17 protein-coding genes are annotated in these 20,105 nt (G+C 65.5%); 11 read left to right on the forward strand and 6 right to left on the reverse strand.

The features are described 5' to 3' along the window. Positions 1 to 43: 43 nt before the first annotated feature. Genes FOC84_RS28515 through FOC84_RS28535 form a run of 5 tightly spaced genes read left to right on the forward strand, consistent with a single transcriptional unit; the run spans position 44 to position 4,598 of the window. The gene (locus FOC84_RS28515; protein WP_173148202.1) at positions 44 to 1,291 is read left to right on the forward strand and encodes an ABC transporter substrate-binding protein; all 1,248 of its coding nucleotides are present in this window, start codon (positions 44 to 46) and stop codon (positions 1,289 to 1,291) included. 49 nt (positions 1,292 to 1,340) lie between these two features. Then, complete coding sequence (locus FOC84_RS28520; protein WP_054454041.1) at positions 1,341 to 2,192, forward strand: branched-chain amino acid ABC transporter permease; 852 nt, start codon at positions 1,341 to 1,343, stop codon at positions 2,190 to 2,192. A gap of 1 nt (position 2,193) precedes the next feature. Beyond that, entirely contained in the window at positions 2,194 to 3,183 is a 990-nt protein-coding gene (locus FOC84_RS28525) for a branched-chain amino acid ABC transporter permease (protein ID WP_173148204.1), read from the forward strand. Further along, positions 3,164 to 3,886: an ABC transporter ATP-binding protein gene (locus FOC84_RS28530; protein ID WP_173148206.1), complete on the forward strand. Its 723-nt coding sequence runs from the start codon at positions 3,164 to 3,166 to the stop codon at positions 3,884 to 3,886. The genes FOC84_RS28525 and FOC84_RS28530 overlap by 20 nt, the downstream gene beginning before the upstream one ends. Before the next feature lie 4 nt (positions 3,887 to 3,890). Continuing rightward, positions 3,891 to 4,598 carry an ABC transporter ATP-binding protein gene (locus FOC84_RS28535; RefSeq protein WP_173150469.1) on the forward strand — a complete coding sequence of 236 codons (708 nt, stop codon included), beginning with the start codon at positions 3,891 to 3,893 and terminating at the stop codon, positions 4,596 to 4,598. A 57-nt stretch (positions 4,599 to 4,655) separates the two neighbouring features. Here FOC84_RS28535 and FOC84_RS28540 read toward each other — a convergent pair whose 3' ends face one another. The 4 genes from FOC84_RS28540 to FOC84_RS28555 form a co-directional block, all read right to left on the reverse strand. Further along, a complete protein-coding gene (locus FOC84_RS28540; protein ID WP_173148208.1) occupies positions 4,656 to 5,726 on the reverse strand; it encodes a porin in 1,071 nt (356 codons plus the stop codon). Positions 5,727 to 6,060: 334 nt separating this feature from the next. Continuing rightward, positions 6,061 to 7,362 carry a TRAP transporter large permease gene (locus FOC84_RS28545; RefSeq protein WP_173148210.1) on the reverse strand — a complete coding sequence of 434 codons (1,302 nt, stop codon included), beginning with the start codon at positions 7,360 to 7,362 and terminating at the stop codon, positions 6,061 to 6,063. Further along, the gene (locus FOC84_RS28550) at positions 7,355 to 7,855 is read right to left on the reverse strand and encodes a TRAP transporter small permease (RefSeq protein WP_173148212.1); all 501 of its coding nucleotides are present in this window, start codon (positions 7,853 to 7,855) and stop codon (positions 7,355 to 7,357) included. Before FOC84_RS28550 ends, FOC84_RS28545 begins: the two co-directional genes overlap by 8 nt. Before the next feature lie 7 nt (positions 7,856 to 7,862). Then, positions 7,863 to 8,837, reverse strand: a complete 975-nt coding sequence (locus FOC84_RS28555; protein WP_173148214.1) for a TRAP transporter substrate-binding protein — start codon at positions 8,835 to 8,837, stop codon at positions 7,863 to 7,865. Between the two features lie 271 nt (positions 8,838 to 9,108). On the opposite strand from FOC84_RS28555, the gene nudC reads away from it, so the two are divergent. From nudC to FOC84_RS28570, 3 genes are all read left to right on the forward strand, one after another. Beyond that, entirely contained in the window at positions 9,109 to 9,879 is a 771-nt protein-coding gene (nudC, locus tag FOC84_RS28560) for an NAD(+) diphosphatase (protein ID WP_173148216.1), read from the forward strand. Positions 9,880 to 10,016: 137 nt separating this feature from the next. Next, positions 10,017 to 10,526 (forward strand): winged helix DNA-binding protein, encoded by a 510-nt coding sequence (locus FOC84_RS28565; protein ID WP_173148218.1) that lies wholly within the window; start codon positions 10,017 to 10,019, stop codon positions 10,524 to 10,526. Positions 10,527 to 10,586: 60 nt separating this feature from the next. Then, a complete protein-coding gene (locus tag FOC84_RS28570) occupies positions 10,587 to 14,210 on the forward strand; it encodes a hydantoinase B/oxoprolinase family protein (protein ID WP_173148220.1) in 3,624 nt (1,207 codons plus the stop codon). 71 nt (positions 14,211 to 14,281) lie between these two features. Here the strand turns inward: FOC84_RS28570 and FOC84_RS28575 are convergent, their stop codons facing one another. Next, positions 14,282 to 15,316 (reverse strand): C45 family autoproteolytic acyltransferase/hydolase, encoded by a 1,035-nt coding sequence (locus tag FOC84_RS28575; protein ID WP_173148223.1) that lies wholly within the window; start codon positions 15,314 to 15,316, stop codon positions 14,282 to 14,284. 167 nt (positions 15,317 to 15,483) lie between these two features. Here FOC84_RS28575 and glnH point away from each other — a divergent pair, with 167 nt between their 5' ends. The 3 genes from glnH (at position 15,484) to glnQ (ending at position 17,761) form a co-directional block, all read left to right on the forward strand. After that, positions 15,484 to 16,236 (forward strand): glutamine ABC transporter substrate-binding protein GlnH, encoded by a 753-nt coding sequence (gene glnH, locus FOC84_RS28580; RefSeq protein ID WP_173148225.1) that lies wholly within the window; start codon positions 15,484 to 15,486, stop codon positions 16,234 to 16,236. Between the two features lie 143 nt (positions 16,237 to 16,379). Further along, positions 16,380 to 17,036 carry a glutamine ABC transporter permease GlnP gene (gene glnP / locus FOC84_RS28585; RefSeq protein ID WP_173148227.1) on the forward strand — a complete coding sequence of 219 codons (657 nt, stop codon included), beginning with the start codon at positions 16,380 to 16,382 and terminating at the stop codon, positions 17,034 to 17,036. Beyond that, complete coding sequence (glnQ, locus tag FOC84_RS28590) at positions 17,033 to 17,761, forward strand: glutamine ABC transporter ATP-binding protein GlnQ (RefSeq protein ID WP_013394001.1); 729 nt, start codon at positions 17,033 to 17,035, stop codon at positions 17,759 to 17,761. Before glnP ends, glnQ begins: the two co-directional genes overlap by 4 nt. A 47-nt stretch (positions 17,762 to 17,808) precedes the next feature. Here the strand turns inward: glnQ and FOC84_RS28595 are convergent, their stop codons facing one another. Further along, positions 17,809 to 20,103, reverse strand: coding sequence for a RelA/SpoT family protein (locus tag FOC84_RS28595; protein WP_173148229.1), 2,295 nt, complete (start codon positions 20,101 to 20,103; stop codon positions 17,809 to 17,811). Positions 20,104 to 20,105: the final 2 nt, after the last annotated feature.

A 20,105-nucleotide genomic window follows, 5' to 3' on the forward strand; every position in this document is an offset into this window, starting at 1 on the left:
GCATTGCTTTCACACCCAGCCAGTTCAATCCAGGAGTCCAGTTATGAAGATGAAGCTCATCGCGGGTGTCGCCGCGAGTCTGGCGCTGATGTGCGCCGTGCCCGCGCAGGCGCAACAGGCCGTGCGCATCGGCGCGATCTACCCCTTGTCGGGCGCCTTGGCGTCCACGGGGGCGGAGATCAAGGCGGCCGTCGAGCTGGCGGTCGAGATCATCAACAATCCGCATCCCGAGCTCGAAGGCATACCGCTGGCCGCGGGCAGCGGGCTGCCCGCGTTGGGCGGCGCCAAGGTCGAAGTGGTGTTCGGCGATTCCCAGGGCAAGCCCGAAGTGGGCCTGGCCGATGCCCAGCGCCTGATCGACCAGGAAAAGGTCGTGGCCCTGACCGGCGCCTACCAGTCGGCCGTGACCAAGACCGCCAGCCGCATCGCCGAGCAGCGCGGCATCCCCTATGTGAACGGCGAATCCAGCAGCCCCGACCTGACCGAACGCGGCTACAAGTGGTTCTTCCGCACCTCGCCCAACGACGATACCTTCGTCGAGAACATGATGCAGTTCCTGGATGGCATCAAGGCGGTGCCGACCGCCAAGATCGCGGTGGTGTACGAGAACACCGACTTCGGCGTGAACACCTACAAGGCGGTCGAAAAGTTCGCCAAGCAGTACAAGCGCCAACTGGTCGCCAACATCGCCTACAGCGCGGGTTCGGCCTCGGTGACGGCGGAGGTGCAGAAGCTGGCGGCCGCCAAGCCCGATGTGGCGATCTTCGCCAGCTATACCTCGGACGCCATGCTGTTCGTGCGCACCATGCGCGAAAGCAAGTACGCGCCGCCGGTGCTGCTGGCCAACGACGCAGGCTTCATCGATTCGCGCTTCGTGCAGGAGGTGGGACCGCAGGTCCAGGGCGTGCTGACGCGCGACGTCTGGGGCAATGACGTGGCGGCGTCCAAGGCTGGCCTGAAGAAGATCAACGATATGTACAAGGCCAAGACCGGCAAGGACCTGAACGGCAACAACGCCCGCTCGATGCAAGGGGTGCTGGTGCTGGCCGACGCGATCAACCGGGCCGGCTCGACCGATCCCGAGGCGATCCGCAAGGCGCTGGCGGCCACCGACCTGGGCGAAGCGCAGGTCGCGATGCCCTGGGCCGGGGTGCAGTTCGACGCCAAGGGCCAGAACACCAAGGGTTCGGGCCTGATCCTGGAGCTGAAGGGGTCGTCCTACCAGACGGTGTGGCCGGAAAAATACCGCACGGACAAGAGCCTGCCCACGCTGCCGTTCGCCTGGAAGTAACCATAGTCTGACGCGGCGGGCCGCGGGGCTCCGCCGCGAGGAGCACTCCATGTTTGAAGCTCTCTCGGCAGGCCTGTTCAATGGCCTGATCTATGCCGCGGTGGCGGTGGGGCTGGCGCTGATCTGGGGCATTACCGACGTCATCAACTTCGCCCACGGCGAGTTCCTGATGCTGGGCATGTATGCCGCCTATTGGCTCTATACGCTGGGCCACATCGATCCCACGCTGTCGGCGCCGCTGGTGGCGGTCCTGCTCGCCTTCGTCGGTTTCCTGACCTATGCGCTCATCATCCGCCGGCTGCAGAAGGGGCCGGCGATGGCGGTCATCCTGGCCACCTTCGGCTTGGGGCTGGTGCTGCGCCAGATCGCCTTCATCGCCTTCAGCCCGGACTACCGCAGTCTGCCCGACACGCTGGTGTCAGGCAGCGTCACGGTTGCCGGCATCTCGCTGGGCAGGCCCCAGGTGGTGACGGGCCTGATCGCGCTGGTGGTGGTGGTCGCGCTGTTCATCCTGGTGTACCGCACGCGCTGGGGCCATGCCCTGCAAGCGGTGGCGGAAGACCGCCAGGTGGCGGCGCTGGTGGGCATTTCGCCCGACCGGGTCAACGCCCAGGTCTGGATGCTGGGCAGCGCCGCGGTGGGCCTGGCCGGCGCCTTGCTGACCACCTTCTTTTACGTGTTCCCCTCGGTGGGCACGGTATTCGGGCTGCTGGCCTTCGTGGCGGTGTGCATGGGCGGCTTCGGGTCGCTGCCGGGCGCCTTCATCGCGGGAATTCTGATCGGGATCATCGAGGCCATGACAGGCTACTTCGTTGCGCCGGCCTTGAAGACGGTGAGCGTCTTCATCCTGTTCATCCTGGTTCTTTGGTATCGGCCGCGCGGCCTGTTCGGGCGGTGGTGAGATGAACAACATAAACAAACTCGACGCCGCATCGGCCGGCGTGCCCAAATGGCCCATCGCGGCGGCAGCCGTGGCCGCCATCCTGATGGCCCTGGTGCCGCTGGTGGTGAAGGACGCCTTCACCCTGCAGGTGCTGCTGCTGGCCATCATGTTCGGCGCGCTGGGCGCGTGCTGGAACCTCGTCGGCGGCTTCCTCGGGCGGATCTCCTTCGGCCACAGCGTGTTCGTGGGCGTCGGGGGCTACACCACCTTGCTGCTGCTGCACCACCTGAAGCTCACGCCGCTCCTGGGCATTCCGCTGGGCGGGCTGATCAGCGCCGGGCTGGCCTGGCTGGTGGGCGGTCCCACCTTGCGCTTGTCCGGCCACTACTTCGCCATGGCCACCATCGCGCTGCTGCAGATTGGGCTGCTGCTGATGATCAACTGGGAGTGGGCGGGTGGCGCCGTCGGCCTGGAGGCGCCCATCGGCGATGCCGCCTGGATGCTGCTGTTCCGCAGCAAGGTGCCGTATTACCTGATCGCGGTCGGCCTGGCGTTCCTGACCTTCTGCGCCACCTTCTTCCTGGTGCATTCCAAGACCGGCTTCTACTGGCGGGCCATCAACGGCGACGAGGCGGCCTCGCGCAGCCTGGGCGTGCCGGCGGACCGCTACAAGATGCTGGCCTTTGTGATGTCGGCGGGCATGACCGGGGTGTGGGGCGGCTTCTTCGCCATGTACGTGGGTTTCATCGATCCGGAGTCCATGTTCAATCTGACGATGTCGGTGCAGGTCGTGCTGGTCACCATCCTGGGCGGGGTCGGCACGCTGATCGGCCCGTGGCTGGGCGCGGCGGTGCTGCTGCCGCTGTCCGAGGGCACGCGCGTGCTGTGGGGCAGTTCGGGCATGGGCCTGGACCTGCTGGTTTTCGGCCTGGCGATCTTGTTGGTCACCATGTTCCTGCCGGGTGGGCTGGTCACATTGAGGAGGCGCCGTGGCTCTGCTGGACGTTAAGAACCTGACCAAGCAATTCGGCGGTCTGGTGGCGAACAAGGACATCTCGCTATCGGTCGAGGCGGGCGAGATCGTCGCCATCATCGGCCCCAATGGCGCGGGCAAGAGCACCTTGTTCAATGGCCTGGTGGGACATCACGAGCCGACCTCCGGCTCGGTGACCTTCGATGGCCAGTCCATGATAGGCCGCCAGCCCGAGCAGGTGGCCGCCATGGGCCTGGTGCGTACCTACCAGATCCCGCGCAGCTTCGGGCAGATGACGGTATTGGAGAACGCCATGGTCGGCGCATTGCTGCGCCATCCGCGTCTGCAGGACGCGCGGCGCGAATCGGCCCGCGTGCTGGAACTGGTGGGCCTTGCCGAGCGCGCCGACGTAAGGGCGGCCGAGCTCAACGTGGCCGGGCAGAAACGGGTCGAGCTGGCGCGGGCGCTGGCGACCGAGCCGCGCATGCTGCTGCTGGACGAGGTGGCGGGCGGCCTGAACCCGGCCGAAGCCATCGCGTTGGCGGAGATCCTGCGTGGCATCCATGCATCGGGCGTCACGCTCATCATCGTCGAGCACGTGCTGGAGGTGGTCATGCGGCTGGCGCACCGGGTGCTGGTGCTGAACTTCGGCCAGATGATCGCCGAGGGCGCGCCGCAAGAAATCGTGCGTAACCCGGCCGTGATCGAAGCCTATCTGGGGAGAAAGCACCGTGCCTGATGCGATGCTGAAAGTGGAAGACCTGAGCGTGTCCTACGGCGGCGTGCAGGCGGTGCGCGGCGTGTCGCTGGAAGTCCGGCCGGGCGAGATTGCGGCCTTGCTGGGCGCCAACGGCGCGGGCAAGTCCAGCACCTTGCTGGCCATCGTCGGAGCGGTCAAGCCCAAGGGCGGGCGGGTAACGTTCGAAGGCCGGGACATCACCGGCACGCCGCCGGACAAGCTGGTGGCCCAGGGCATCTCCATGATTCCCGAAGGCGCGCGGGTGTTCGCGCGCCAGCCTGTGGAGCAGAATCTGAGGCTGGGCGCGTACACGGTGCGGGATGAGCGCGTGTACGCCGAACGCCTGGAGCGGGTTTATGCCTTGTTTCCGCGGTTGAAGGAGCGCCGCGCACAGCTGGCGGGCACCATGTCCGGGGGCGAGCGCCAGATGCTGGCCATCGGCCGGGCGCTGATGAGCGGGCCGCGCCTGCTCTTGATCGACGAACCCAGCCTGGGCCTGTCGCCCTTGCTGGTGGAACAGGTGTTCGATGCGCTGGCGGCCTTGAACCGCGACGACGGCCTGTCGGTCTTGCTGGTGGAGCAGAACATGGCACAGGCGCTGGAAGTCGCGGCGCGCGCCTATGTGATGCAGAGCGGCAGGGTGGCGCTGTCGGGCGAAGCCGGGGAGTTGGCAGCCTCGGACGAGGTGCGCAAGGCGTATCTGGGGATGTGAGTCTGAACGGGCGACGCAGCCACGCCGGACGCGTAAGGCGTCCGGCGCGGACGATCATCAGAAGATGTGGCGGAAGCCCACTGCGGCGCCGAGCTGGTTGCTCTTGCCGGTGATTTCGCCGCTGGCGGCATCGCTGACCTTGTTCCAGTCCACGGTGCCGTACACCTGCGAACGCTTGGACAGCGAGTACTCGGCCACGGCGACCAGCGCGTAGCGCTTGCCCTTGTCGCCGTCTTCGACCACGTTCTTGCTCTGGTCGTAGTAGGCGGCGCCGGTGATGGCCCAGCGCGGCGTGGCCTGCCAGGTCACGCCGGCGAAGTAGCCGTTGTCCTTGCGGTCCAGGCCGGCGGCCTGGGCGCCACCCATGACCGCGTTGACCCAGCCGGTTTCGTCGCGGCCGTTGTAGTAGCCGGCGAAGACCTTGGCGCCGTCGAACTGATACGAAGCGTTCAGGTTCCAGACGCGCTGGCGCAGGTCGGAATCCGTGCCATCGTAGGTCTGCTGATAGGCCGCACCCAGGCCCAGCTTGCCGACGGTGTAGCGCAGGCTGGCGCCGTACTGCTGGCCGGCCTTGTGGTCGTTGTAGTCGTCGCCGTTGGCCCACGACAGCGCGAACGCCAGGTCTCCGATGGTGTTGGAGTACTTGGTCATGTTGTTGGTGCGCACACGCGACATGGCGGCGGGCAGCCAGGCGTTCTGGTCGTAGTTGCCGACGGTCAGCGGGTCGAAGTAGTCGGCCAGCAGGTCGAACATCGGGGTGTTCTGCAGACCCAGGGTCAGCGCGCCGATGTTGCCGCCGTCCAGGCCGATATAGGCCAGGCGGCTGAAGGTCTTGGCCGGATCCGAACCGCGGCCGTTCTGCATGTTGAAGCCGTTTTCCAGGCGGAAGAAGGCGCGGTTGCCGTTGCCGAGGTCTTCGGAGCCGCGCAGGCCCCAGCGGCTGTTGGAAATGGCGCCGTTTTCCATCGACACGCGGCTGCCGTCGGCGCCTACGCTGCCGGCGCTGGTGCTCAGGTAGCGGATGCTGACGTCGGCGATGCCGTACAGGGTGACGCTGGTTTCGGCTTGGGCCGTGCCGGCGGCCAAGCCCAGGCCTGCAAGGGCGAGGGATAGGGTGATGCGTTTCATGCGGGGGCTCCTCCTGGGTAGCGCTATTTTTAGTGACGCCGGGCTTTTGGCTCGGCTGGTTGCGCCTGGCGGATCGTCAGGCGCCGGGCCGCCGCGCCGACGCTTCTGGTAAGCGCGGGTCCGGGCGATGGCCGCATATGCACATATACGCCGTAATGTTGCAACGTATCAGCGCCTGGGAATTCTAGAAAAACTGGGGCGTGAACAACACCTGTAGTTTTTTGGAGTTTTCCCTGGTTTACAGGACGGCAAAACAGGGGGAGCGGTTAGGGGGGGCTTGCCATCGCGAAAAAAAACCCCGTTCCGGGAACGGGGTTTTCAGGGTGACGCCGGCCTACAGCGTCATGTGCAGCGGCAGCCAGGTCGCTATGCCAGGCACGGCATAGAGCAGCAGTACCGCCAGGATCATCAGGAAGAACATCGGCAGCGATGCGCGCGCGATGTAGGGCAACTCCCTGCCGCTCATGCCGGACAGCACGAACAAATTGAACCCCACCGGCGGCGTGATCTGTGCCATTTCCACAACGAACACGATGAAGATGCCGAACCAGATCAGGTCGATGCCGGCGGCCTGCACCGTGGGCAGCAGCACGCCCATGGTCAGCACGACGATGGAGATGCCGTCCAGGAAGCAGCCCAGGATGATGAAAAACACCATCAGCGCCATGATCAGCCAGAACTGGGACAGGCCCAGGCCGCCGATCCATTCGGCCAGCGCGCGCGGCAGGCCGATATAGCCCATCGCCAGCGTCAGGAACTGCGCACCCGCCAGGATCAGCGCAATCATGCAGTACAGCCGGGTCGCGCCCAGCAGCGACTGCATGAAGGCGGAGCGGTTCAGCGAACCCTGCAGCGCCGAGAGGAACAGGGCGCCCACCACGCCGACCGCCGCCGCTTCCGTGGCGGTGGCGATGCCGGTGTAGATGGAGCCCAGCACCGCGCCGATCAGCAGCATGACCGGGATCAGATGGCGCGAGCGCGACAGCTTCTCCATCAGCGTCAGGCCGGGGTCGGCTGCCGGCACTTGGCCGGGGTTGCGGATCGCCCACCAGGCGATGTAGCCCATGAACAGCAAGGCCAGCAGGATGCCAGGCACGATGCCCGCGATGAACAGCTTGGCGATGGACACGTCCGCCGCCACGCCGTACACGATCATGATGATGGAAGGCGGAATCAGCAGGCCCAGCGTGCCGGCGCCCGACAGCGTGCCCAGGATCTTGTCCTCGGGGTAGCCGCGGCGCGTCAGCTCGGGGATGGTCATCTTGCCGACCGTGGCGCAGGTCGCCGCGGACGAGCCCGAGACCGCGGCGAAGATGGCGCAGCCGATCACGTTGGTGTGCAGCAGCCGCCCGGGCAGGCGGTTGAGCCAGGGGGCGAGCCCCTTGAACAGGTCTTCCGATAGCCGCGTGCGGAACAGGATTTCACCCATCCACAGAAAGAGCGGCAGGGCGGTCAGGGTCCAGCTGGACGACGCGCCCCAGATGGTGACGGCCATGGCATCGCCCGCCGGGCGGCTGGAGAAGATCTCCATGCCGATCCATGCGGTCCCCGCCAGGGTCAGGCCGACCCAGACGCCGCAGCCCAGCAGCGCGAAGATCGAGACGACCAATAGGGTAATGACGAGAAGTTCATTCATGGGTTTGCTGCGAAGAGGCGGCGGCCAGGCCGCGTGAGCGTCGGATCAGCTCGTCGATCAGGGCGACCAGGAACAGCACCGTGCCGACAGCCATGCTGATCTGGGGAATCCAGAGCGGCGTGGCGTCGTTGGACGTGGAGATGTCGTTGAACTGCCAGGAGTCGTAGGCCAGCTTGACGCTGAAGAACGCGAACGAGGCGGCCAGCAGGCAGCCGACCGCCAGGGCGAAGATATCCAGCCTGCGGCCCGCGGCAGGCTTGAGCGAATTGAGCAGCAGCGTCACGCGGATGTGTTCGCCGTGCTTGAACGTGCTGGACAACGCAAGAAAGCCGGCGGCGGCCATGAAATACCCGGCATAGGCGTCCGTGCCGGGGATGTTCATGCTGAGCTGGCGCGCGATGATCGCGGCCAGCACAGACACCAGTACGCCGATCGTGCACAAGCCGGCCAACAGGCCGGCCGCGCCGTAAAGACCATCTAGAAAGCGGCGCATGGAGATATCACTGCTTCTTGTAGGCGTCGATCATGGCCTGGCCGTCCGCGCCGGCCTTCTTCAGCCAGTCGTCCAGCATGCGCTTGCCGATCACGGACAGGCCTTCCTTCAGCTCGACCGTGGGCTTGACGGTTTCCATGCCGTTCTTGGCCAGTTCTGCCTGGTACCACTTGTTCTTTTCCTGCGACAGCTTCCAGCCGCGTTCCTCGGCTTGCGCGCCGGCCTTCTTCAAGGCGTCTTGTGCAGCGGGGTCCAGCGCATCGAACGCCTTCTTGTTCACGATGATCGCGTTCTTGGGCAGCCAGGCCTGCGTGTCGTAGAACTTCTTGATGTACTCGTAGGTCTTGGTGTCGTAGCCGGTGGATGCCGACGACATGTAGGAGTCGATCACGCCCGTGGCCAAGGCCTGGGCCAGTTCGGCTTGCTGCACCGTGACGGGCTGCGCGCCGACCAGCTCGGCGATCTTGGCCGTCACCGGGCTGTAGGCGCGCCACTTCAGGCCCTTCATGTCCGAGATCTGCTTGATGTCCTTGTTGGCGAAGATGCCCTGGGGCGGCCAGGCCACCGCGTACAGCAGCGTCATTCCGTGCGCGTTCAGCTTCTTCTCGAGGAAGGGCTTCTGCGCCTGGTAGAGCTTGAACGACGCGTCATAGCCGGTGGCCAGGAAGGGCAGGCCGTCCAGTTCGTAGATCGGATCTTCGTTCGCAAAGTTGGTCAGCAGAATCTCGCCGATCTGCGCCTGGTTGCCTTGCACCGCGCGCTTGATCTCGGGCGCCTTGTACAGCGAGGCGTTATTGTGCAGCGTGATCTTCAGCTTGCCTTCCGACAGCGTGTCCACGTCCTTGACGAAGGTGGTCAGGTTCTCGACGTGGAAGTTGCTGGCCGGATAGGCGGTGGGCAGATCCCATTTCGTTTGAGCCTGGGCGCTGGCGCTGAACGCCAGGACGATGCTGCCTGCCAACAGGGAAATTTTCTTGTGCATGGGGTGGTCCTTCTTTGCGAATGGTGAAGCCGGGTTGTGCCCGATAGGCATTGCGAAAAAGAGAGCGCTGCGCCGATGACGCGCAGCTGAAAAAGCCGTGCCATTCTATGTTGCTATGCGGCGGCCGAGCGCGCGAAATCGCGTCTTTACGGGTTATTCCTAACAGGCGTGCGCACGGTCGATCATTGAAGGTTCAATCTTTGCGCAAACGCAATGCAGCAGCCGTTTTTCTTCTAACATTGCGTATCGAATGCATGATGCCGAGGCGTGTGTGAATTTCGTTTTCCGTCGTGATGAGTTGCTGGTTGAAGAGACGTCCGCCGTATTGCCGGACACTGCCTTGTGCGTAAGGATAGGCGTGGCGGCCGCGGCCTTGCAGCCGATCTGGACGCTGCCCGGTTCGCCATGCCGCACCGTGCACGTGGAGCCCGGCATGGAGCCGCCGCAAGGCTATGCCTTCAGGAAGCTGCGTTCGCTTTTCGGTGTGCTGGACGACGAACGCATGGCGCTGGCCGGCCGCGCCTACCAGATCGCTGAATGGGCGCGCACGCACCGGTTCTGTGGCGTCTGCGGCACGCCGTCGGAGCGCGTGTCCACCGAGTTCTGCCTGCGCTGCCCGTCCTGCGGCTTTTCGGCCTATCCGCGCATTTCGCCGGCCATGATGGTGCTGATCCGCAAGGGCGACAGCGTCCTGCTGGCGCGCCACACCACCACGGCCACTTCGCGCTACACGGCGCTGGCAGGTTTCGTCGAACCCGGCGAAAGCATCGAGCAGACCATTCATCGCGAGGTCCATGAGGAAGTCGGCCTGAAGGTCGGCAACCTGCAGTATTTCGGCAGCCAGTCCTGGCCGTTCCCGCATTCGCTCATGGTCGCGTTCACGGCCGACTACGTGTCCGGCGATATCCGCGTCCAGGAAGACGAGATCGCCGATGCGCGCTGGTTCGGTCCGGGCGATCCCATGCCTGAGATCGCGCCGCGGATTTCCATTGCGGGCTGGCTGATCCGGGCCAATCTGCCCATGGGCTGGTCGGCGCCCTAAGCCGCTTTTTTGCTTGCAGTTTTCTAGGGGTATTCCCTCGAAAGAGGGAATTTTCGTCGCTTCGTTCGTATTTTTTATTGATGAAATATAGATAAATTATTAGTATTTCGTTCAGATAAACTCGGCTTGCGTCTTCCATGACCCCCACTTTGATTGCATCGTCGGCCCACCTGGCCGGCGGCAGCGCGCCCGACCTCTCCGAAGTGGAATTCGGCCTGATGATCGCCAGCCACGCCTTCGACCGCTGGACCGTGCGCTGCATGGCGGCGGCCGGACTGCCCGACCTGACGCCCACGGACGTGATGGTGTTCCATCACGTCTATCACCGCGAACGGCCCAAGAAGCTGGCGGACATCTGTTTCACGCTGAATGTCGAGGACACGCACATCGTCAGCTATGCGCTCAAGAAGCTGGATCGCCTGGGCGTGGTCCAGGGCGAGCGCAGCAGCAAGGAAGTCTTCTACAGCGTGACCCCGGATGGCGCGGCCATCCTCAAGCGCTACGCCGAGATCCGCGAGCAATGCCTGACCGCGGGCCTGGACGCGCCGGGCGGGGGCGGGCTGGACTACAGCCGCCAACTGGCGCACACGCTGCGCGCGCTGTCCGGTCTGTACGACCAGGCGGCCAGGGCAGCCACCTCTCTCTAATTCCGTTTACCTGTCCGCGGCCGAATGCGCCGCGGCGGACTCTTGTTTTCAAGGACAGCTATGAAGTGGCAATTCTGGATTGATCGTGGGGGTACCTTTACCGACATCGTGGCGCGGCGCCCCGATGGCAGCACCACCACGGCCAAGATGCTGTCGGAGAACCCCGAGCAGTATCGCGATGCGGCGGTTGCCGGCATCCGCAAGCTGCTGGGCATCGCGCCCGGCCAGCCCGTGCCCGCCGATCAGGTCGAATGCGTGAAGATGGGCACCACGGTGGCCACCAACGCCTTGCTGGAACGCAAGGGCGAGCGCACCTTGCTGGTCACGACGAAGGGTTTTCGCGACGGCCTGCGCATTGCCTACCAGAACCGTCCGCGCCTGTTCGACCGCAACGTCGTCCTGCCCGAGATGCTCTACGAATCCGTGGTGGAAGCCGATGAGCGCGTGGCTGCCGACGGCGAGGTAATCCGCGAGCTGGACCAGGAAGCGCTGCGCGCGGCCATGCAGGCCGCCTACGACAGCGGCATCCGCGCGGCCGCCATCATCTTCATGCATGCCTGGCACGCGCCGGAGCACGAGCGCATCGCCGCCCGCATCGCGCGTGAAGTGGGCTTCCCGCAGGTGTCGGCCTCGCACGAGGTCAGTCCGCTGATCAAGTTCGTGTCGCGCGGCGACACCACGGTGGTGGACGCCTATCTGTCGCCCATCCTGATGCGCTACGTGGACCAGGTGGCCGGAGAACTGCCGGGCATCCGTCTCATGTTCATGCAATCCAGTGGCGGCCTGACGGACGCGCACCGCTTCCGCGGCAAGGACGCCATCCTGTCGGGCCCGGCCGGCGGCATCGTCGGCATGGTGCGCACCAGCGAGATCGCGGGCTTTCCCAAGGTCATCGGCTTCGACATGGGCGGCACGTCCACCGACGTGTCGCACTATGCCGGCGAGTTCGAACGCGAATTCGAGACCCAGGTGGCCGGCGTGCGCATGCGCGCGCCCATGATGAGCATCCACACGGTGGCGGCGGGCGGCGGTTCGATCTTGCATTTCGACGGCGCGCGCCTGCGTGTGGGGCCGGATTCCGCCGGCGCCAATCCGGGTCCGGCCTGCTATCGCCGCGGCGGCCCGCTGGCGGTGACGGACTGCAACGTCCTGCTGGGCAAGATTCAGCCCGATTTCTTCCCCAAGGTCTTCGGCCCCGAGGCCAATGAACCCCTGGACCGCGACGCGGTCGTGGCGCGCTTTACGGCCATGTCCGACGAAGTGCGCGCAGCCACCGGTCGCGAGATGAGTCCGGAACAGCTCGCCGAGGGCTTCCTGGAAATCGCCGTGGGCAATATGGCCGAGGCCATCAAGCGCATCTCGGTGCAGCGCGGCCATGACGTGACCGAGTACGCGCTGACCGTGTTCGGCGGCGCGGGCGGCCAGCACGCTTGCCTGGTGGCCGACGCGCTGGGCATGACGACGGTGTTCGCGCATCCGTTGGGCGGCGTGTTGTCGGCCTACGGCATGGGCCTGGCTGACCAGACCGACATGCGCCAGAAGACAGTAGAAAAGGTGCTCGACGCCGACCTGATGCAAGCGCTGAAGGTCGAGCTGGACGAGTTGACCGGCCAGGCCGTTGGCGAACTGCGCCGCCAGCACGTGGCCGAAAGCGACATCAGCGTGCAGCGTCGCCTGCACCTGAAGTATCGCGGCACGGACACCGCGTTGGAAGTGGCCTACAGGGACCTGGATCAGGCGCGCCAGGATTTCGAAACGGCCTACCGCCAGCGCTATTCCTTCCTGATGCCCAACCGCGAGCTGGTGGTGGAAACGATTTCGGTCGAAGCCACGGGCGGTGGCGAGCGCGTCAGCGAAACGCCCGCGTCGCGTGTGCGCGATGGCGCACTGGCCGCCAGCCGCATCGTCAGCATGTACAGCGGCGGCGCGTGGCGCGACACGCCCCTGTATGTGCGCGAGGACATGGCGGGCGGCGACGTGGTGGCGGGGCCCGCCATCATTTCCGAGCCTAACCAGACCACGGTGGTCGAGGCCGGCTGGCAGGCGGAACTGACGGCGCAGGACCACTTCGTGATCCGCCGCGTCGAAGCCCGCCCGGAACGCCGTGCCATCGGCACCCAGGCCGATCCGGTCATGCTGGAGGTGTTCAACAACCTCTTCATGTCGATCGCCGAGCAGATGGGCTACCGGCTGCAGAACACGGCCTATTCGGTCAACATCAAGGAGCGCCTGGACTTCTCTTGCGCGATCTTCGATGCCCAGGCCCGCCTGATCGCCAACGCGCCGCACATGCCGGTGCATCTGGGCTCCATGGGCGAGTCCGTGCGCACGGTCATGAACGCCAACGCTGGCAGCATGCGGCCTGGCGACGCCTACGTGGTGAACGATCCGTACCACGGCGGCACGCACTTGCCGGACGTCACGGTCATCACCCCGGTGTTCGACCGCGACGGCAGCGAGATCCTGTTCTATGTGGGTTCGCGCGGCCACCATGCCGATATCGGCGGCACCACGCCGGGTTCCATGCCGCCCGATTCCAAGACCGTGGACGACGAGGGCGTGCTCTTTACCAACTTCCAGCTGGTGAAGAACGGCGAGTTCCGCGAGGCCGCCGCCCGCGGCATCCTGGGCTCCGGCCTCTGGCCGGCGCGCAACCCGGACCAGAACATCGCTGACATGCACGCGCAGATCGCCGCCAACGAGAAGGGCGTGCAGGAGCTGCTGCGCATGTGCGACCACTTCGGCCTGGACGTGGTCCGTGCCTATATGGGGCATGTACAGGACAACGCCGAGGAAGCGGTGCGCCGCGTGATCTCGGTGCTGAAGGACGGCAGCTACGAGTATCCGCTGGACAACGGTGCGGTGATCCGCGTGGCCGTGAAGGTGGATACCGCGGCGCGCAGCGCCGTGGTGGACTTCACCGGCACGTCCAACCAGCTGGACAACAACTTCAACGCGCCGGGCGCCATCGCCGTGGCGGCGGTGTTGTATGTGTTCCGCACGCTGGTCAATGACGACATCCCGCTGAACGACGGCTGCCTCGTGCCGCTGTCCATCGTCCTGCCGGAAGGCTCGATGCTGCGCCCGAATCCGCCGGCCTCGGTGGTGGCGGGCAACGTGGAAACGTCCATGTGCATCGTCAACGCGTTGTACGGCGCGCTGGGCGTGCTGGCCGCAAGCCAGGGCACGATGAACAACTTCACGTTCGGCAACGCGCGTCACCAGTACTACGAGACCATCTCGGGCGGCACGGGCGCGGGTCCGGTGCGCATCGATAAGGCCGGTCCCCATGACGAAGGTTTCGCGGGGACTTCGCTGGTGCAGGCGCACATGACCAACTCGCGGCTGACGGATCCTGAGGTGCTGGAGTTCCGTTTCCCGGTGCGGCTGGAATCCTACGAAATCCGCAAGGGTTCGGGCGGCGCCGGCCGTTATCCGGGAGGCGAGGGCGGCGTGCGCCGCATCCGCTTCCTGGAGGACATGACCGCGGCCATCCTGTCGAACAACCGCCTGTACGCGCCGTTCGGCCTGGCGGGCGGTCAGCCCGGCGCCATGGGCCGCAACTCGATCGAACGCGCCGACGGTTCGGTTCAGGAACTGGGCCCGCAGGATAGCGCCCAGCTGCAACCGGGCGACATTTTCGTCGTCGAAACCCCCGGAGGCGGGGGCTACGGCCAGGTCTGACCGACTGGTAATGAAACAACGGCCGCGTCAGCAATGACGCGGCCGTTGTCTTTGCAGGTATTGCAGGCTTGTTATTCCGTGTCCGACATCACGTCCAGCACGATGTCTGCCTTGGGCTTGCGGTCATAAACCCGCAAGGTCACTTCGCTTTCGCCTATTTCGAAGACGGCGGTCGCCAGCGTGTTCTCGTCATCGGGATCGTCCGCCGCGGTGCGCAGTATCGGCAACTCGCCCGTGGTGTCATGCAGGGCGGCAATCAGGTCGTCGCGGCCGGAGCCCGCGGACCAGCCATCCACGATGCCTTCGATGCGGTTCTGGCGCGCGCGCGACGAGTCCGTGACGATCTGCGCCACGCCGCCCATGTCGGCATGCACCATGTGATTGGCATGGCCGTAGCGCGTGCCGATATCCTGGATGGAAACCTCACCCGGCGCGACTTCCGCGCTGAGCAGGCGCGGGTCGCCGGCGGCGCCCAGGGTATGGTGGAAGCCGCCGGAGTGCGGCAGGTCCCGCAGCTTTGCGACGGCTTCGTCCAGCGTGGCGCAATCGAGCACGGCGCGCGCCATCAGCATGCGCGGCACGCCCGGATGCCGCTGCCGGATGCGCAGGTTGTTGATGGTCTGCACCAGCCCGGCGCGGTTGGCGCCGAAGGTATGGCCGGGCAGGGAGCCTGGATAGTAGAAACTGAGGTAGCCGGGCGCGTCTTCCAGCGCCACGTCGACCAGGTGGCAGCGCCCGTGCAGATAGGGATCGCCGTCCTCGTTGTGCGCGATCCAGCGCGTGCCGTCCGCCGATTTAAGCGCGACCGAAGTGCAGCCGTCGGTGGTGCTGTGCAGCAGGTCGCCGCGGCAATTCCACAGCAGCACGTCCTCGATGGGCATGTGCAGCCCCTCGGCCAAGCCTTCCAGTTCTTCCCAGATGGCCGGCAGCGCGGCTTGCGCCTGCTGCGCCAGTTCGTCCAGGAAGGCGTGGCCGCGCCATGGCCGCAGCGCGTCCCAGGTGCGGCTCTGGTTCAGATAGGTGGCCATCAGGGGCCGCGCCAGCTTGCCCAGCGCGAGGCCCGTCTGACGCCGGTTTCCGGCAATGCGTACATATTTGTAGGCCATGGGAATCCTCCGGGTGTCATGCGGATTGTAAATTTTCCGGCCGCTGCCGGGTGGGGACGTATGCGTTAAGATCGTCGGTAAGCTGTGCCGGAGACCCCGGCGCGGCCCAGGAATCATGCCCCTACAACAACCCCGGGGTGCCGACTGGTCCCCAAGAGGAGAGTTTCATGATCAAACGCAAAGTCGCCGCCGCGCTGGTCGGCCTGTCCGTGGCCATGTTCGGCGCTGCCTCGGCCGCCCATGCCCAAGGCAAGGAATTGGTGGTGGCCACCGATACCGCTTTCGTGCCGTTCGAGTTCAAGCAGGGTAATACCTATGTGGGCTTCGACGTGGATCTCTGGGCGGCCATCGCCAAGGAACTCAACCTCAAGTACAAGCTGCAGCCCATGGACTTCGCGGGCATCATCCCGGGCCTGCAGACCAAGAACATCGACGCGGCGCTGGCCGGCATCACGATCCGCGATGACCGCAAGAAAGTCATCGACTTCTCCGATCCCTATTACGAAAGCGGCCTGGCCATCCTGGTCGGTGAAAAGAACACGGACATCAAGGACGCCAAGTCCCTGGCCGGCAAGACCGTCGCGGTCAAGACCGGCACCGCCACGGTGGACTTCCTGAAGGCCCAGGTGCCGGACGCCAAGCTCAAGCTGTTCCCGAATATCGACAACGCCTATCTGGAACTGGCCACGGGCCGGGTCGACGCGGCGGTGCATGACACGCCCAATGTCCAGTACTACGCCAACACCGCCGGCAAGGGCCGCGTGAAGGTGGTGGGCTCGGTCAAGAGCGGCGACTTCTACGGCATCGCCTTCCCCAAGGGCAGCGATCTGGCACCGCAGGTGAACAAGGCCCTGGCGACGCTGAAGGCCAACGGCCAGTACGACGCCATCTACACCAAGTGGTTCGGCAAGAAGCCCTGAGCATCCGGGTTCGCTTTGCATACCGGGACCGCCCGGCATCGGCCTGCGCCGGCTGAGGCCGGCCGCCTCGCCGCAGTCCGGCGGGCGGTCCCGCGCCGCTCACGCCGTGTTCCGGCACGGCGCCGCGCCATAGGGGGTATATCGTGGAGTTTGACTGGACTGTAATCGAAGGCGCGCTACCCAATCTGCTCGAGGGTACGCTGATGACCATCAAGATCACGTTCTGGGGCTTGTTGGGTGGTTTTTTGTTGGGCGCGCTATCCGGCGTGACGCGGGCCTACGGACACCCCGTCCTGTCGGCCATCGCGCAGGTCTATGTCGCGGTCATCCGCGGCACGCCCATCGTGGTGCAGGTGATGTTCATCTATTTCGCCTTGCCCTTGCTGGCGAACATCCGGGTGGATGCGGAATGGGCCGCGATCGTCACGCTCATCATCAACTCCGGGGCCTATATTTCCGAGATCGTGCGCGGCGCGCTGCTGTCGGTGCACAAGGGCCTGAAGGAAGCGGGCCAGGCCATGGGGCTGCCGTTCCACAAGATCCTCTTGCACATCATCGGGCCGGTGGCGTTCCGCCGCATGATTCCGCCGCTGGGCAATCAGTGCATCATCAGCCTGAAGGATTCCTCGCTCTTCATCGTGATCGGCGTGGCCGAACTGACCCGGCAGGGCCAGGAGATCATGGCCAGCAACTTCCGCGCCGTCGAGATCTGGTCGGCGGTCGCGATCGTTTACCTGATCCTGACCGGCCTCATGGCGCTGGGCCTGCATCTGATTGAAAGAAGGATGCGCATATTATGAGCATGGTTGAATTCCACAACGTCACCAAGAACTTCGGCGAGTCCATGGTGCTCAACGGCATTTCGCTGAACATCGATGCGGGCGAGGTCGTGGTGGTGGTCGGGCCGTCGGGCTCCGGCAAGTCCACCTTTCTGCGCTGCATCAACGTGCTGGAAACCATCAATGGCGGCGATTTGCTGGTGGACGGCCTGAGCGTGAACGGCGGGGCGGCGCAAGTACGCGAGATCCGGCGCGAAGCGGGCATGGTGTTCCAGCAGTTCAACCTGTTCCCGCAGATGACCGCGCTGGAAAACGTCATGTTCGGCCCGGTGCATACGCGCGGGCAGAGCCGCGCCGAGGCGCGCGAGCTGGCCGAAAGCCTGCTGGCCAAGGTCGGCCTGGCCGAGCGCATGAACCACTATCCCTCGGAGCTGTCGGGCGGCCAGCAGCAGCGCGTGGCGATTGCACGGGCGCTGGCCATCAAGCCCAAGCTGATGCTGTTCGACGAACCCACGTCGGCGCTGGATCCGGAACTGCGCCATGAGGTGCTGAAGGTCATGCGCGACCTGGCCGAAGAGGGCATGACCATGGTGGTGGTCACGCATGAGATGGAGTTCGCGCGCAAGGTGGGCAGCCGGTTGATTTTCATCGACGCCGGCAAGATCGCCCATGACGGGCCGCCGGGCGAATTGCTGAGCAATCCGCCCAGCCAGCGTCTCAAGGATTTTCTGCAGCACGTGACTTGAGAAGGGCAGTGCAGGGCTGGCGTTTCAGCTCTGCACTGAAGAACCACTTAACCCTTCACGCGCACGATCTTCTGCACCTGCGGCACGTGGCGGATGGCGCGGATGACCTGCGCCAGGTGCTTGCGGCTGTCGACCTGTATGGTCAGGTGCAGCGACACCGTGGCGACCGCGTCGTCGTGCATGGTGACGTGCACGATGTTGGCGTCGGCCGCGGTGACCTCCGCGGCCAGCCGCCCCAGCACGCCGCGCTCGTTGCGCGTGACGATGTCCAGGCGCGTGGCCAGGTGCTTGGCGGTGTGGGCGTCCCAGCCGACGTTGATCCAGCGTTCGGGTTCGCGCAGGCGCTGGCGCATGGCCACCGGGCAATCGGCGGTATGCACCACCAGTCCGTGTCCCATGCGCATGCCGGCGATGATGGGGTCGCCCGGCAGCGGGCCGCAGCAAGGCGCCAACTGCACGGCCTGGCCTTCATTGCCCTGGATCAGGATGGGGGCGCTACGCGCCGAGGTCAGTTCGTCCACGGCCGCGGCCGTGGTCGCCACCAGTTGATGCTCGGGCGCAAAGCGGCGCGCCACCACGGCGGCCAGGCGCTTGCCCAGGCCGATGTCGGCCAGGATTTCCTCGCGCGAGCTGGCGCCGGTGCTGCGCGCCAGCTTCTGCCAGGCCGGGTCGTCGGTGGCGGGCAGGGGCATGCGCAGTTCCTGCAGCGCCTGGCCCAGCAGGCGTTCGCCGAAGGCCACCGACTCTTCGTACTTGACCGTGCGCAGGTAGTGGCGGATTTCGGAGCGCGCGCGCCCGGTGCGCACGTAGTTGAGCCACTGCGCGTTCGGACGGGAGGCGGGCGAGGTCACGATTTCCACCGTGTCGCCGCTGTTCATTTCGGTGCGCAGGGGCACGAATTCGCCGTTGACCTTGGCGGCCACCGCCTGGTTGCCGATGTCGGTATGGATGGCGTAGGCGAAGTCCACCGGCGTGGCGCCGCGGGGCAGCGAGATGATCTTGCCGCGCGGGGTGAACACGTAGACCGCGTCGGGGAACAGGTCGACCTTGACGTGCTCCAGGAATTCGCCGGAATCGCCCGTCTGGCTCTGGATGTCCAGCAGCGATTGCAGCCACTGGTGGGTGCGTTTCTGCAGGTCGTTCAGGGTCAGGTCGGCGCCCTTGTAGAGCCAGTGCGAGGCCACGCCTTCTTCCGCCACGTGATGCATGTCGCGGGTGCGGAACTGGAACTCCACGGGCGTGCCGTAGGGGCCGACCAGGGTCGTGTGCAGGGACTGGTAGCCGTTCACCTTGGGGATGGCGATGTAGTCCTTGAACTTGCCGGGCACGGGCCGGTAGAGCTGATGCAGCGTGCCCAGCGCCAGGTAGCACTCGGGCAGGGTGTGCACGATGACGCGAAAGCCGTAGATGTCCAGGACGTCGGAGAACGACTTCTTCTGGTCGACCATCTTGCGGTAGATGCCATAAAGCGTCTTTTCGCGGCCGGTGACCTCGGCTTCGATGCCGGCGGCAGGCAGCGAGGCCCGCACCGAATCGGCGATCTTGGTGATGACTTCGCGGCGGTTGCCGCGTGCGGCCAGCACGGCCTTGTACAGCACCTGGTAGCGGTTCGGGTACATCGCCGCGAAGCACAGGTCCTGCAGTTCGCGGAACAGCAGGTTCAGGCCCAGGCGGTGGGCGATGGGCGCGTAGATCTCCAGCGTTTCGCGCGCGATGCGGCGGCGCTTTTCGGGATTGACCGCGTCCAGCGTGCGCATGTTGTGCAGGCGGTCGGCCAGCTTGATGAGGATGACGCGCACGTCGCGCGCCATCGCCAACAGCATCTTGCGGAAACTTTCGGCCTGCTGTTCGGCCTTGGTGGCGAAGTCCAGGCGGTCCAGCTTGGACAGGCCGTCGACCAGCTCGGCGACTTCAGGGCCGAATTTCTCGGCCAGTTCGTGCTTGGCGATGCCCTGGTCTTCCATCACGTCGTGCAGCAGGGCGGCGGACAACGCGTTGACGTCCAGCTTCCAGCCTGCGCAGATTTCCGTGACGGCGATGGGGTGAGAGATGTAGGGCGAGCCGCTGGCGCGGAACTGGCCCAGGTGCGCCTGGTCGGCGAAGCGATAGGCTTCGCGCACGCGTTCTACGTCTTTCTTGTCGAGATAGCTGCCGATGATTTCGGTCAGCGGCGCCAGCGAAGCGACCGGCGAGGCGGTCGCGTCCGCCGCTTCTTGCGCGGCGACGGACGGTGGCGTGGGGAGGGTCTTGTCTTTCTTGCCCGTGCGGCGCCCGAGACGGGAGCCGGCACGCAGTGCGGCAAGCAGACCTGATGAAGCGTACTTCAGCCCGGGAAAAGCCATGC

This window comes from Achromobacter pestifer (assembly GCF_013267355.1).
GTDB lineage: Bacteria > Pseudomonadota > Gammaproteobacteria > Burkholderiales > Burkholderiaceae_B > Achromobacter > Achromobacter pestifer_A.

Bases quoted from the DNA above. Each gene is read 5' to 3' on its own strand.
- FOC84_RS28555 (WP_173148214.1), bottom strand. From the start codon at position 8,837: ATGCACAAGAAAATTTCCCTGTTGGCAGGCAGCATCGTCCTGGCGTTC.
- FOC84_RS28565 (WP_173148218.1), top strand. From the start codon at position 10,017: ATGACCCCCACTTTGATTGCATCGTCGGCCCACCTGGCCGGCGGCAGC.
- FOC84_RS28520 (WP_054454041.1), top strand. From the start codon at position 1,341: ATGTTTGAAGCTCTCTCGGCAGGCCTGTTCAATGGCCTGATCTATGCC.
- glnH (WP_173148225.1), top strand. From the start codon at position 15,484: ATGATCAAACGCAAAGTCGCCGCCGCGCTGGTCGGCCTGTCCGTGGCC.
- FOC84_RS28595 (WP_173148229.1), bottom strand. From the start codon at position 20,103: ATGGCTTTTCCCGGGCTGAAGTACGCTTCATCAGGTCTGCTTGCCGCA.
- FOC84_RS28535 (WP_173150469.1), top strand. From the start codon at position 3,891: ATGCTGAAAGTGGAAGACCTGAGCGTGTCCTACGGCGGCGTGCAGGCG.
- FOC84_RS28525 (WP_173148204.1), top strand. From the start codon at position 2,194: ATGAACAACATAAACAAACTCGACGCCGCATCGGCCGGCGTGCCCAAA.
- FOC84_RS28540 (WP_173148208.1), bottom strand. From the start codon at position 5,726: ATGAAACGCATCACCCTATCCCTCGCCCTTGCAGGCCTGGGCTTGGCC.
- FOC84_RS28550 (WP_173148212.1), bottom strand. From the start codon at position 7,855: ATGCGCCGCTTTCTAGATGGTCTTTACGGCGCGGCCGGCCTGTTGGCC.
- FOC84_RS28570 (WP_173148220.1), top strand. From the start codon at position 10,587: ATGAAGTGGCAATTCTGGATTGATCGTGGGGGTACCTTTACCGACATC.
- FOC84_RS28515 (WP_173148202.1), top strand. From the start codon at position 44: ATGAAGATGAAGCTCATCGCGGGTGTCGCCGCGAGTCTGGCGCTGATG.
- FOC84_RS28575 (WP_173148223.1), bottom strand. From the start codon at position 15,316: ATGGCCTACAAATATGTACGCATTGCCGGAAACCGGCGTCAGACGGGC.
- glnQ (WP_013394001.1), top strand. From the start codon at position 17,033: ATGAGCATGGTTGAATTCCACAACGTCACCAAGAACTTCGGCGAGTCC.
- FOC84_RS28545 (WP_173148210.1), bottom strand. From the start codon at position 7,362: ATGAATGAACTTCTCGTCATTACCCTATTGGTCGTCTCGATCTTCGCG.